The organism is Apibacter adventoris (genome assembly GCF_002964975.1).
GTDB classification, from domain to species: Bacteria; Bacteroidota; Bacteroidia; order Flavobacteriales; family Weeksellaceae; genus Apibacter; species Apibacter adventoris.
The window spans coordinates 64,510-78,916 of the sequence record NZ_PSZM01000002.1; the positions used below are offsets into that span (position 1 = coordinate 64,510).

12 protein-coding genes are annotated in these 14,407 nt (G+C 28.6%); 9 read left to right on the forward strand and 3 right to left on the reverse strand.

From position 1 onward, the window contains the following. Positions 1–60 precede the first annotated feature (60 nt). From C4S77_RS02325 to C4S77_RS02340, 4 genes are all read left to right on the forward strand, one after another. A complete protein-coding gene (locus C4S77_RS02325; RefSeq protein WP_105245792.1) occupies positions 61–1,386 on the forward strand; it encodes an SGNH/GDSL hydrolase family protein in 1,326 nt (441 codons plus the stop codon). Beyond that, positions 1,364–2,578: a GDSL-type esterase/lipase family protein gene (locus C4S77_RS02330; protein ID WP_105245794.1), complete on the forward strand. Its 1,215-nt coding sequence runs from the start codon at positions 1,364–1,366 to the stop codon at positions 2,576–2,578. The genes C4S77_RS02325 and C4S77_RS02330 overlap by 23 nt, the downstream gene beginning before the upstream one ends. Further along, the gene (locus C4S77_RS02335; RefSeq protein WP_105245796.1) at positions 2,562–4,259 is read left to right on the forward strand and encodes an MBOAT family O-acyltransferase; all 1,698 of its coding nucleotides are present in this window, start codon (positions 2,562–2,564) and stop codon (positions 4,257–4,259) included. Before C4S77_RS02330 ends, C4S77_RS02335 begins: the two co-directional genes overlap by 17 nt. A gap of 259 nt (positions 4,260–4,518) precedes the next feature. Then, positions 4,519–7,095, forward strand: a complete 2,577-nt coding sequence (locus C4S77_RS02340; protein WP_105245798.1) for an adenosylcobalamin-dependent ribonucleoside-diphosphate reductase — start codon at positions 4,519–4,521, stop codon at positions 7,093–7,095. A gap of 74 nt (positions 7,096–7,169) precedes the next feature. Here the strand turns inward: C4S77_RS02340 and C4S77_RS02345 are convergent, their stop codons facing one another. After that, the gene (locus C4S77_RS02345) at positions 7,170–7,376 is read right to left on the reverse strand and encodes a hypothetical protein (protein WP_105245800.1); all 207 of its coding nucleotides are present in this window, start codon (positions 7,374–7,376) and stop codon (positions 7,170–7,172) included. A 65-nt stretch (positions 7,377–7,441) separates the two neighbouring features. Continuing rightward, positions 7,442–8,275, reverse strand: coding sequence for a WG repeat-containing protein (locus C4S77_RS02350; protein WP_105245802.1), 834 nt, complete (start codon positions 8,273–8,275; stop codon positions 7,442–7,444). Between the two features lie 163 nt (positions 8,276–8,438). On the opposite strand from C4S77_RS02350, the gene C4S77_RS02355 reads away from it, so the two are divergent. Then, entirely contained in the window at positions 8,439–9,092 is a 654-nt protein-coding gene (locus C4S77_RS02355) for a uroporphyrinogen-III synthase (protein ID WP_105193344.1), read from the forward strand. Continuing rightward, positions 9,085–10,110 (forward strand): uroporphyrinogen decarboxylase, encoded by a 1,026-nt coding sequence (gene hemE, locus C4S77_RS02360; protein ID WP_105245804.1) that lies wholly within the window; start codon positions 9,085–9,087, stop codon positions 10,108–10,110. The genes C4S77_RS02355 and hemE overlap by 8 nt, the downstream gene beginning before the upstream one ends. A 114-nt stretch (positions 10,111–10,224) precedes the next feature. Here hemE and C4S77_RS02365 read toward each other — a convergent pair whose 3' ends face one another. Beyond that, positions 10,225–10,836, reverse strand: coding sequence for a Type 1 glutamine amidotransferase-like domain-containing protein (locus C4S77_RS02365; RefSeq protein ID WP_105245806.1), 612 nt, complete (start codon positions 10,834–10,836; stop codon positions 10,225–10,227). Positions 10,837–11,075: 239 nt separating this feature from the next. Between C4S77_RS02365 and C4S77_RS02370 the strand changes: the two genes are divergently transcribed. From C4S77_RS02370 to C4S77_RS02380, 3 genes are all read left to right on the forward strand, one after another. Beyond that, positions 11,076–11,687: a hypothetical protein gene (locus C4S77_RS02370; RefSeq protein WP_146106012.1), complete on the forward strand. Its 612-nt coding sequence runs from the start codon at positions 11,076–11,078 to the stop codon at positions 11,685–11,687. 113 nt (positions 11,688–11,800) lie between these two features. Beyond that, positions 11,801–13,648: a hypothetical protein gene (locus C4S77_RS02375; protein WP_105245811.1), complete on the forward strand. Its 1,848-nt coding sequence runs from the start codon at positions 11,801–11,803 to the stop codon at positions 13,646–13,648. A gap of 473 nt (positions 13,649–14,121) precedes the next feature. Further along, a partial coding sequence (locus C4S77_RS02380) for a hypothetical protein (protein ID WP_146106013.1) occupies positions 14,122–14,407 on the forward strand: 286 nt, incomplete at its 3' end.

A 14,407-nucleotide genomic window follows, 5' to 3' on the forward strand; every position in this document is an offset into this window, starting at 1 on the left:
TATATCTAAAAAAATGTACATTTGTTTTTTAATATATCTTTAATTAGTTTATTTCCGCTAGTGAAAAAAGATCATACATTCTATGTTGCTATTTTATGCCTGTTTTTTTTGTTTGGATTAATTTCCTTAAGATGGCTTCCTCCGATTAAAATATGTGGTTATAAAGTGAAAACAGTAGATATGTTTTCAGATATTGAAAAAGAAAAAAAACCTTTATCAACAACGGCAATTCCAAAAGTAAAACCCAAAGTAGAAATATCATGTCCGAAGGGACAAACCTGTATCGAAGACTATAAAGAAAATATATCAGCTCTTTCTAATTTTTTTAAATCATTACAAGATATCAAAGTTGGAAAAAAAGTTAGAATCGCTTTTTTTGGCGATAGTTTTATTGAAGGAGATGTTATGTGTGGCGATTTTCGAGATCTTTTACAGGAAAAATTTGGAGGAGAAGGGGTAGGAATTGTTCCTATGACTTCTGCAGTATCTCAGTTCAGACAAACTATAAAAGAGGATTATAAGGGTTTTAAAAGTTATGATTTAGTACATAATGCAAAGGAGAAATTACCTTATCCGCCTTTTGGTTACTGCTCTATACCCGGAGAAAATAATTATGCGAATTTTTATTCTACTAAATTTTCTTTAAGAACTCAGAAATTTTCTGAAATAAGAATACTTTATCAATCCAATAAAGAGATCAATGTAAATATAAATGCGAATAATTTCACTCAAAATATACTTCTTCCCCAGGCTTATAATATCCAAACCCAAAAAATTGAATTAGGTTCAACAGAAAAAGTAAAACTTTCATTTTCGCCTAATGCAGGAACTTATCTTTATGGAATTTCTTTTGAAGGAGGGCAGGGAATTTATGTAGATAATTTTTCTTTAAGAGGCAATTCCGGTACAGCTTTACTTACTAGTAAAAAAGAAATGCACCAAGCACTTAACCAGATACAAGATTATAGCTTAGTTATTCTTCAATATGGCATCAATGCTATGAATGCAGAAACTACTAATTGGGATTGGTATATACGAATAATGAATAAAGTTATTCAAGAAATAAAAGAATTATACCCACAATCTGATATTTTGTTATTAGGGATTCCTGATAGAAGCCACAAAGTAAACGGAGAATATAAAACCATGACTACAGTTACTAAAATGATTGAGGTACAAAGGACCATTGCAGCAGAGAATAAAATAGCATTTTGGAATGTTTATCAAGCTATGGGAGGCGAAAATTCAATGGTTGAATTTGTTAAAGCGAAACCTTCTAAAGCAAATTTAGATTATACTCATCTTAATTTTTTAGGAGGGAAAGAAGTAGCAAATTTATTATATAAAAGTTTAATTTTTGATTATGAAAAGCATAAAACCCAATAAAATATTTTATCTTTCTATATTGCTGTTAATCTTTTTTTTAGGTTGTGAAAAATCGCTAACCCAACAAAATAAATATGCTTTTGTAAAAGAAAATTTAAATAATATTCATAATATAAAAGAATTAAATTCTTTTTTTGAAAAATTACAATATGCAAAACAGAAACAGTTAAATATATTACATATTGGAGATTCTCATTTACAAGCAAATGATATTACAGAATTTTTAAGAGATGGATTACAACAAAAATTTGGCAATGCCGGAAGAGGGTTAATAGTACCTTATAAAGTAGCCGGAACAAATTCTCCGGAAGATATTATTTCCCAATCTAATAATAAATGGGAGGGTAAAAGAAATTCGAAACCTTTTTTACCCCAGTCAAACGGAATAGGTGGAATAACTATAGAATCTGTAGATCCAAATGCCTCTTTTATATTTCAACTTCCAGATAAATATGCATTTACTAATATGGCAGTTTTTTTTGAAAATGATGATAAAAGCTACGATATTTTTGCAGAGGACCAAGAAAATGGGCAAATAATCGACCTGAAAAAATATATAAACAAAAAAGATAAAAATGTAGCTATTGTATCATTTACAAAACCAACATCCAAAGTTAAAATTACAAGTGTAAAATCTGACTCAAAGCAAAACCATATAACTATTTTGGGAATAAATACTTCTAATAATAAAAATGGATTAATATATCATAGTATAGGAGTAAATGGAGCTGAATATTTCCATTTTGATACCTCTAAATATTTTAATAAAGAAACCTCATTTCTCAATCCTGATTTGATAATTATTTCTTTAGGTACTAATGAAGCATATCGAAAAGATTCAGATTTTAATGAAATTTCAATTAAAAAAGAAATAGATAGTTTTATTAGTAATTTAAAAAAATATAACCCAGGAATTCCTTTTCTGATAACTACTCCAGCATATGCATATAAAAATGGAAAGCCTAATTCCAGATTAAAAATTATTCATGATATTTTAATAAAATATTGTAATGAAAAACAATTAGCCTATTGGGATTTACAAGAAATTACCGGCGATGCTGTAAACTGGAAAAAAAATAATCTATTTAGTAAAGATTTAGTTCATTACAATAAGGAAGGGTATAAATTACAAGGACAATTATTACTAAGTGCCATTTTAAACTCTTACAACGACTATGTTGCTAAGCATTAATTTTTTAAAAATAGAGAAGGAATTCGAGCAATTCATTCAAGGAATAGATGTACAAAAACTAATTGAACAATTCTATTTTAATCCTCAAGAGCCCCTTATTTTTAGTAGTGGTTTTTTTGTTTTTATATTTACAGCTTTTACCATTGGATATGCAATTTTACATAAAACACATTTTCCTAAGGTTATATATGTTATACTATTTTCTTTATATTTTTATTATCGTTCCAGTGGCTATTATTACCTCATATTAATATTTTGTGTATTTTTTGATTTTATTACCGGGCATCTTATACATAAAGCACAAAATAAAATACTTAAGAAAACATTATTATTTTTTAGTTTAACAATTAATTTAGGATTACTTATATACTTTAAATATACAAATTTTTTCATTGATTCCATTAATACCCTTGCAGATACAGGGTATAAAAAAATAGATATATTTTTACCTGTAGGAGTATCTTTTTTCACATTTCAGTCTATGAGTTATACTATAGATATTTTTAGAAAAAAAATTAACCCTGTAAAAAATATATTAGATTATGGTTTTTTTGTTTCTTTTTTCCCTCAATTGGTAGCAGGACCAATTATTAGAGCATATGACTTTATTCCTCAGCTCTATAAACCAACAATAGTAACTAAACCAATGATAGGGCGTGCCTTATTTTTAATAACTATAGGATTGTTCAAAAAGTCTGTTATTTCTGATTATATAGGAGTTAATTTTGTAGATAGAATTTTTGATCAGCCTGAACTGTATTCCGGTGTGGAAAATTTATTTGGAGTATATGGTTATGCATTACAAATATACTGTGATTTTTCAGGTTACTCAGATATGGCTATAGGAATAGCATTACTACTAGGATTTCGTTTTCCAAAGAATTTTGATTCCCCATATCAATCCCAAAATATTACAGAATTTTGGAGAAGATGGCATATAAGCCTGTCCAACTGGTTAAAAGATTATTTATACTTTTCCTTAGGAGGAAACAGAAACGGACATTTTGTAGGCTACCTTTTTCCTGTTTTATTTTTTTTAGGAATGATAATTTGGGGTGTAATTAGCATTCAACATCATTCATATTGGCAAATAATAGTCTCAACTTTTTTTATTTTGTTTTTTTCTATTTCAATTTTGGTTTCCAGAAATAAGAAAAAGTCTACATATAGCGCATTTAATCAAATGACAACCATGTTGTTAGGGGGGCTTTGGCACGGAGCTTCCATTAGGTTTATACTTTGGGGTGCTATGCACGGATTAGCATTATCAATACATAAAGCTTTTATTAGTGTATTTAATATTAATCCTAAGAAAAAGAAAAATTCAAATTTTTTCATTACCTTTTTATGTGTTTTATTTACATTCCACTTTATTTGTTTTTGCTGGATATTTTTTAGAGCTACAGATATGGATACAGCTATAGCTTTAATTTATCAAATTGTATATAAATTTGATCCTCATATATTTTTACAAATGATAGAAGGATATAAATTAGTATTTATTATGATGTTTATAGGCTTTCTATTACATTTTATCCCTGTAAAATGGGAAAACTTTTTACAATTTAAAATATCTAACTATCCTTACCTAGTAGGATTTATTTTTTTATTTATAGTGGTGTTGATCGTATTACAGGTAAAATCATCAGAAATACAACCATTTATTTATTTCCAATTTTAGTATAAAAATAAGATTTTGCCTGTGCTTATTTTATATTTAGCTAATATTTATGTAGAAAATAGTTGATCTTTTCGTTATATAAATTACATATTTTTTAACATAAAAAAATAAAACAGGTGAAAATATTTTTTTATAAAAGAAAAAAAATACTTAAAAGGGTAAAAAATGTTGACAAATAAAAACAAGAAAAATAGAATCCCATTTTAAATTGTTGTAAATTTGATAATACAATTTTTTAATATCTGGAGAGAAAAATAACATGTTAAGTACACAAAGAGAGAAACCCGATAATCAGGTTTCAGAAGAGTTTGTAAAGGAAAAGAGCATGCAGTACTTTCAAGGAGATGAATTGGCTGCAACAACCTGGATGAAAAAATATGCTGTAAAAAATGAAAAAGGAGAATATATTGAAAGTTCTCCTGAAGATATGCATAGAAGAATGGCTAAAGAATTTGCAAGGATTGAGGGAAATTTAAAATCAGAGAACAAAGAAGGACTTTCTCCATATGGAAAAAAAAGAGAATTTTTAACAGAAGAAAAAATATTCAGCCTATTTGATAAATTTAAATATGTTATACCCCAAGGGAGTGTAATGTCAGCTTTAGGAAATAAATATATTATTGCCTCTTTATCTAATTGTGTGGTAGTACCTCCTATATATGACTCTTATGGGGGAATAATGTATACAGATGAACAATTGACACAACTCTTTAAAAGAAGATGTGGGGTAGGGGTAGATATATCTAATCTTCGTCCTAAAAATGCACATGTTTCCAATTCAGCAGGAACAACTACCGGAGCCGTTTCTTTTATGGAGCGATTTTCGAATACTACAAGAGAAGTTGCTCAAAACGGTCGCCGTGGAGCTTTAATGTTGACTATAGACATAGCACATCCTGATGTAGAAGATTTTATAGTTAGTAAACAGGATTTAAGTAAAATAACCGGAGCAAATATATCTGTACGTTTGTCAGATGAGTTTATGAAAGCTGTAATTAACAATAAAGACTATATACACAAATGGCCTATAGACTCTAAAGAACCGATATATACTAAAAAAGTAAAAGCCCGTGAATTATGGAATACAATTATAGAATGTGCTCATAATACAGCTGAACCTGGGCTTATTTTTTGGGACAGACAGCATAAATATTCAACCTCTTCAATATATCCCGGATTTAAAAATGATTCTACCAATCCCTGTTCAGAAATTGCTATGCAGGGCGGAGACAGTTGCCGTTTAATAGCAATTAACTTATTTTCTTTTGTAGAGAATCCATTTACAAAAGAAGCACATTTTGATTTTAATAAATTCTATGAAATTACATATGAATCACAAAGATTAAATGATGATTTAGTAGAATTGGAGTTAGAATCTGTAAATAGAATATTAAAGAAAATAAAATCAGATCCAGAGCCTGGTTTTATAAAAAGAAATGAAATAGAAACCTGGGAATTATTGCGAGATACAGGAAAAAGAGGTCGTCGTACCGGGTTAGGATTTACAGCTTTAGCAGATGCCATAGCTGCAATGGGGTATAAATATAGTTCGGATGAGGCTTTACATTTTGCGGAAGAAATAATGAAAACCAAGTGTAGAGCTGAATTTGATAGCTCTATAGATATGGCTATAGAACGAGGAAAATTTGAAGCCTGGGAACCAAAGTATGATAATGCATCAGAATTTATTCAGATGCTTCATGAAGAAATGCCGGAGCTCTATAACCGAATGATGAAATATGGAAGAAGAAACATATCCTTAAGTACAGTAGCTCCTACTGGAACATTAAGTATGTTAGCCCAAACATCTTCAGGGATAGAACCTGTTTTTTTATTAGGATATAAAAGAAGAAGAAAAGTAAATGCAAATGATCCTAAAGCAAAAATATCCTTTATTGATGATATGGGAGACGCCTTTGAAGAATTTGATGTGTGGCATCCTAAACTACAAGATTGGATGAAAATTACTGGAGAAACAGATGTGAGTAAAAGTCCATATGCTGGTTCTACTTCCCCTGAAATAGATTGGATTAAAAGAGTAAAAATGCAGGCTTTAATACAAAAATATACTACCCATAGCATTAGTTCTACCATAAATTTACCCTCTGATGTAAGTGTGGAAAAAGTTGGGGAGATATACATAGAATCTTGGAAACAAGGCTTAAAAGGTATAACTGTTTACAGAGATGGATCTCGTTCGGGAGTTTTGATTTCTAACGATAAAGATTTTAAGGAAAATACTAAGGAAAAGAAAGAAAAGTCTTCCGAAGAAAGTATTGATATAACGCATGCTCCAAAAAGACCTAAGAAACTAGAAGCAGATATTATTAGGTTTCAAAATGAATATGAAAAATGGTTAGCAGTTATAGGTCTTATAGACGAAAAACCATATGAAATATTTACAGGGAAAATGGAAGATGCGTTCAATCTTCCGGCTTACGTTAATAAAGGTTGGATTGTAAAAAACAAAGGGGAAGAAAATGATGAAAATTCGCGATATGATTTTCAATATATAGATAAAGAAGGATATCGTATTACCATTGAAGGACTTTCAAGGTCTTTTGATAAAGAATATTGGAATTATGCAAAATTAATTTCGGGAATTTTGAGACATGGTATGCCTATCAATAATGTGGTAGATGTTATTAATGGGTTAAATTTATATGATGAAAACATTAATACATGGAAAAATGGTGTGGCTCGTGCTCTTAAAAAATACATACCCGATGGTACTAAAGTAGATAAAGAATGTCCAAATTGTGGAGACCCGGAAGGATTAATCTATGAAGAAGGCTGTTTGCATTGTAAGAGTTGTGGCTATAGCAAATGTGGTTAAATTTATATAATAATCTAATTGAAGATCAGCAACTGTAAAGTTGCTGATCTTTTTTACATTTTTTGCTTAAGTATTTACCTTAATTCACTTCCTCTAATTGTACAACTTATAAATTTTATTTCATTATTAATTTTAATAAAATTAAAATGATCTTGATAAGGGAATTTATTTTTTCTGGAGTTAGGAGTTATTATAAGATCATAAACCGGATATTCTGATATATTCCAATCTCTACAATTATCGTAGGCATAATCAAATGAAGGGTACATTTCTTGAGGCATAGGAATAAAATCATCAATTGAAATAAAAAAGTCTGCACTTTCTTTTTTTATTTCTGATAATCGTTCTAATATAATTTTTGCATTTTTTTTAAGAAAATTTTCTTTAGGTGCAGATAGCCAGCCGGTTTTTTTTTTGAATATATAAAATCCTTATAAGAATGCTTAATTAAATTATCTAAGCTTAAATCATTTAAAATTTCATTTTTTAAAAAAGTTTCAAATAATTTTTCATTATCTATAAATGAATAATATTTCCCATTGACTCCTAAAAAATTAATTCGTGTAGATTCATTTAAAGGTTTGTCAGAAACTAATAAAGAATAAAAATCTATATTTTTATTCCAGGGGAAATTATCAACCAAAACTTCATTATTGTTATTGATTAAAATCTCTTTTCCACCGATCCAGCTCCAATGTTCACAACCTGAATCAATATTATTGCCCTCCCAGCATTTTCTTGTAGCGTTTTTTAATCCGATAGCAACTCCATTTTGAAATCTTGTCATGTCGCTATATTCAGCCGGTATAGCTACCTTACCCCACTTATTAAACATTCCGACAAGGTCTGTCTTACGATCTCTAAATCGTATAAGTCCTTCACATTCACAGTCAAGGGTCATGTCGGAAATATATAAACTATCTTTACCTAATAGAGTTCCATCTTTTAATAGATAATAATTTTCAATTGTTTTATCATTTATTTCTGTAACAGCCATAATAGTATTAAAACTTCCGGGAGAGGTCATAAAAAATTTTGGAGGAATCATAACTTTTCCCTGTAAATCTTTATAACCTATTAGGTTATTTGTTTCATCATAAAAAGAAATCCAGCTATTATTATTTTGAGCTATGGACTTAATCGATAACAATAAAAAAAATATAAAAAAAATTATTTTCATTTAACAGAGGTTAATTTTGTTTATAAAGGTGCTAAAAAATAATTAAAATAAGGCATACTAATGGATAGATTTAACGAAGACAGCTAAAATTTTGAGAAAAAACAGATTTTTTAATCAATATAAAAATATTACATTTGTATAAAAGCAACTGTTTAATTAAGATATGAAAAGAATATTAGTAACATCCTCCTCTTCATTTCCAGACGATTATGTCCGGAAATTCGAGATAGATTATATTCCTTTTATAAAAACGGAAATTTACCCTAAAAGCCAATTTATAACTCAAATACCCCAAGATATCCAATCATTTATTGTAACCAGTAAAAATTCAGCAAAAGCTATAAAAGATATAGAATTAAACGGACAGTTTTTTGTAGTTGGGAAAAGTACAGCCGCAGAATTGTATGGACAAAATAGAAAAATAGCATTTATTTCTAATTATGCAGAAGATCTTTTGGAGCGAATGTTGGAAACAGATATAAAAAAATATATATTTTTCAAGGGTAACTTGTCTTTACCTACACTTCCTGAAGTATTACATAAAAATTCGATAGAAGTTGTAGATATTGAATGCTATAAAACAATACTAACTCCGCAGAAAGTACAGGACATCTATAATGGAATTGTTTTTATGAGCCCTTCTGCCGTAGAGTCTTTTACACAAAAAAATAATCTGCCTCAAGATATTCCTATATTTACAAGTGGAGAAACCACAGCTCAGGCTGTAAAAAAAATGGGAGATTATAAAATTTATTATCCGGAAGAATCTTCCATAGAAAAATTAATGGATTTAATTAACAAAACTTTAAATGCTTAAAAATACTTTATTGTTAGATGCCTTACAAGGAAAAGAAGTCAAACGCCCTCCTGTATGGATGATGAGACAAGCGGGAAGGTTTTTGCCTGAATTTAGAGATTTAAAAGATAAATATGATTTTTTTACCCGTTGTCGGACACCGGAGTTGGCTGCAGAAATTACTTTGATGCCTATTAAAAGGTTTCCTTTAGATGTTGCTATTCTTTTTTCTGATATATTGGTGGTTCCTCAGGCAATGAATATTCCATTTGAGATGAAAAAATCAGTAGGACCTTTTCTAGAAAATCCTATATCATCTTTAGAAGATATACAAAAACTAGATACTACAGGAGCAGAAGATAGATTAGAGTATGTTTATAAAGCCATAAAAATAACAAAAGAGCAATTAAATGATGAACTTCCTTTATTAGGGTTTGCAGGTAGTCCCTGGACAATTTTGTGCTATTCTATTGAAGGAAAAGGATCTAAAACTTTTGATAAAGCTAAAGCATTTTGTTTTAAAAACCCCAATTGGGCACATTTATTATTACAAAAAATTACTGACGTAACTATTAAATATTTAGAAAAAAAAGTTGAATCCGGAGTAAATGCAGTGCAAATATTTGATAGTTGGGGAGGTTTACTTTCACCTAAAGATTATGAAGAATTTTCGTGGAAATATATTAATCAGATAGTAGAGGCATTATCATTAAAAACAGACGTAATAGTATTTGGAAAAGGTTGTTGGTTTGCCTTAAAAACAATGTCGCAGTCTAAAGCTTCTGCTTTAGGAATAGATTGGACTATTTCGCCACAGAAAGCCCGGGAATTTACAGGAGGCAAAATTACCTTACAAGGAAATTTTGATCCGGCAAAATTACTTTCAGATCCGGATAAAATTTATGCGGAGGTACAACAAATGATTAGAGAATTTGGTGTTCAGAATTATATAGTAAATTTAGGACACGGAATTTTGCCCAATGTATCGATAAAGAATGCAGAATCTTTTATAAAAGCGGTTGTAGAGTTTAACGGATAAGTAGTATTATTTTTATAAGCCTTATAAAAATTTATAAATGATTAAGTTGTTTTGTAAATAAAAAGGATTGAAATATCTTTAAGTATATTGAAATTTTATTACTTAAGATATTATCTATTTTATTGTAGCAACATTATCTTTGACCTCAATAGCTTGCGAGTTAGTAATAGGATACAAATTTAAATCAGTATTATACTTATTTATTATTTTTTCTATATTTTCCTTAAAAGGATAGTTGGTATAATGAGGTAAAGGATAAAAATCAATTATATTCAATGCGGAAAAAGATTGTAGTTTAGGTGCCAAATTATAATCATCCAAATCCTTTACATATTCTATATTTGGCGATAAGATAATAGAGCCGGCAGATTCACCTATATATAATTTCCCCGAATTAATTTGTTGCGTGATAATTTTATCAGCCCCTGTTTTTTGTAATTCCTGAAGAAGAAAAAAAGTATTGCCTCCTGAGATATAAATGTAATCATTATATTGTAATTTTTCTGATATTTCTTTAGTACTGGCTTGCGATATATCTAATTCATCGACAATCAAACCCATTTTAGTAAGAGCCTGTTTTCCGGCTTCGACATAAAAATTAACGGTTTCGTGAATACTGGCTGTAGGTATAAAAGTTATGGTTTTTCCTTTCAGGTCATTATTTGTAAAGTCTATAAATATATTTGATACATCTGCAAATGAGGAAGATAAAAATAAGCGTTTCATATAACTAGAAATTAAAAATAGTAATACAAATATATTAATTTGTTTAGATAATGGTATGTCAGTAATTTAAAGAATTTAAATATTAATTGAATTTTAAGTATAAAAAATATAATCAAGGATATAGAAAATATTATTTGCAATAAAACATTTTGTAGTCATTTTGTAGACACTATATGTATTTAGTTTTTAGTGGTTTACCTATATATTTGTGGGCGAATCAATCGTTAAAAAAATTAATTATGAAAAAATTATTTATTCGAAAAATTTTATTTCTTACTATGATTTCAGTAAATATGTTATTATTAACAACTTCTTGTAGTAGTGATGATAATGATGATTATATACCTGGAGGCAATGGAGGAACTACAGAATTGAAAAGTAATTATTTTACTGTATCTGCTAATGGTAAAAATTATGTTTATTCTAATAATAGTAGCGCTCAGCCTACTAGCCCTGGTAATGGATTTAGTGTTGCAACATTCAGTTCAGCAGGTTCTGATTTTGACAATGATTATGGTATATATAATATGGGGTCGCTTACAGTAAGTTATACTCTTCAAGGAGAAGGAACTTATTCTTTGGTAAGTGATGAAGAATTAGCAGCAGTAATAATAGCGGAAAATAATGAAAAAGTTATTTCTATTCATGCGGTTTTAGGAGCTGATGGTGCTGCTCTTTATGAAACCATTAGAAGTTTTGGTGGAACTGCACAAGTAACTATTAAAGATGGGAAGTATCATTTTAGTATAGAAAATCCTGCAATACTAAAAAAATCAGTATCAATGGGAGAAAATGGGGTTCAAATGCCTGAAAATGTTGAACTTAAAATGGAAGATGTTTATGTGAGATAAAAGAAGTTATTAACATGTACATCAATATTACAAAGAGAGATTATTTTACTAAATAATCTCTCTTTTATTCTTTCTAAATTTATAAATTGAAAAAAGTTCATTAAAAAATTACTATGAAAAGACTGTTTTGTTTTATATTTTTATTCCTTTACTTTCTGACTATTTCAGCTCAACAAAGAATATTAGATTCATTGCAAGCTATTGTTAATGATAAATCCATTCAGGATAGGGATAAAATCATGCCTATGTCTAAAATTGCAGGATTAGCTATGGGAGATACAATAAGGTCTATGAAATTAGGAAAGAAATCAGTAGCATTAGCCAGGCTTCAACAGGACCCTAGTTATGCGGTTTATGCATATTCTAATTTGGGATTATTTTATGTGTTAAGAGGAGATGTAAAACGAACATATGAGATAATTGACAGCTGTTTGTGGTATATTAATATATCTAAAGATGTGTATGCAAATGCCACTGCATATAATAGGATAGGAGTAATGAAATTGCAGATGGATGATAAAGAAGGTATAGCGGATATTTTTACTTCAATTCATATTTTTAAAAATACCCCATATAAAGGACAGGGAATATCTGCCAATAATAATAAATGGGAAGGGCTAACCTCTGGCTATTATCTTTTATGCTCTCATTATGCACAGGATATTGAAAATGTAGATAAATATTCAAAATTAACATTAGAAGCAGCATTTAAAAGTAAAAATCTAAATCTAATATCTTCAGGGTATTCTATTAGAGGTATTCGTTTTTTAACAGAATATCAATTAGTAAAAAGGAATAATTTATTAGATTCTGCACAATATTATTTGGAAAAAGCACTTTTAGTCTCTGAGAAAAGGCCTGGCTATATAAGAGATATATCATATCTGAATATATTGTCAAACTTAGTAGGTGTATATGAGGGAAAATATGAAGCTGAAAAAAACAATGATTATCTGAAAAAAATGACTGAATGTGTTGAAAAAGCAAAAATTATAGCAAAAAGAAATCACGATGTAGAATTTAGAATAAATTATTACAAATTATTGATTTCGGTTGAGATGAGCAAGGAAGATTATCGTTCAGCAATACAATTAACAGAAGAAATTATTGATGAAGTTTCCAAACAAGATAAATTGAATAGATATAAATATGAATTATATTATCTTTTATCTTCATTATATCAAAAAACAGGAAATCAGAATATTGCTATTGAAAACTTGAAAAAAGCATTTACTTATTATCAAAAATATTTTGATGAAAAATATGTAAAAGTAGGTCAGCAACAACAAGTAAAATATAAATTAGCAGAAAAAGAGAGAGAAATAGAAATAAGAAAAAAACAAAATGTATGGTACATAGCTTTTGCTTGCGTACTATTTATATTGTTGATACTCGTATTTTTTGTATTTAGATTTAGAGTAAAATATCTGAAAAATAAAAAAGAAGAAGCCAATTTATTAGCAAAACTAAAAGAAGAAGAAGCTAAGTTTTTAGAAGTAGAAAAAGAAAATGCAGAATTACAAATACGAATAAAAGAAGAAGAAGCACATAGGTTACAGAAGGAAGTACTATCCAGAACTAACCAGATTGTTTATAAAAATGAAATGTTGAAAAATTTAACAGATACTATCAAAAATGACCCAAACTTCAATACTTTTTTATTAGAGAGAATGATAAAGGAAGAAGAACGATTAGACAAAAATTTTGATGATTTTGTTAATGTATTAAATGAAATTCATCCGGAATTTTATAACAGATTACAGGAAAAAACGAAACAGAAACTAACTTCCTTAGACCTAAAGTATTGTGTTTATATATTTATGAAAATGCCCACTAAAGAAATGGCAGATTTATTACATGTAGAGCTAAAGACTGTAAGGATGAATAAATATAGATTAAAACAAAAATTAGGTTTAAAAAAAGAAGATAGTCTAGAAGAATTTATACAGAATATTATATAGTTAATTAGTGAAATTTTATATTTGATAATATAAAGAAATATATAAAAATAGTTATATCATTATCTGTGTATCACCTTTTTATTATTTGCTTTTATTTTTCCACAACAGTGGAAGAATAAGAGAAAAAATAGTAAAAATAATATCCGGAGATATTGATTTTTTCTACAGCCGTGAAGATTAATTCCTTAAAATGAAATGCAGCAGTTTTCAAATTTGTAGGCTTTGATCTTCCAATTTATTAGTTAAATATACTAGGCTTAAATAATAGTTTAATGTATTGTAAAATATCATTCATAAATTATAATGCTATTTAAAAGCAAATTAATAGGATTTCATTTTGCTAGGAATGAGTTTTTATAAAAATAAGTACATAAAAATATTATAGTATAAATCATGATATTTATTATGTATATAAAATATAAAAAAATATATATATTTGTATTAATAGTATTTATTATATATTTGATTATTATATGAGCATAATAGAAGATCCTAATAAAAAGACACCTCAGGTAGACCTGAGTAAACTCACAGAAAAGCTACAACAATCAGCCCTTGACTCAGCTGAGACAAAACTGGATCAAGCCACCCAAGGCATCCGAGAAGAGGTAAAAAAAGTACAGGAAACAGCCTCCCGGGTACAAAACAAACTAACCCGGGTAAACGAAGAACTTAGCCCGATAAAAGGCAACACCTTTGAAATCATCCCCCCGGAAGTATTGGAAAAACAAAAAGCCTTAAGCAGTTTAGTAACCTACG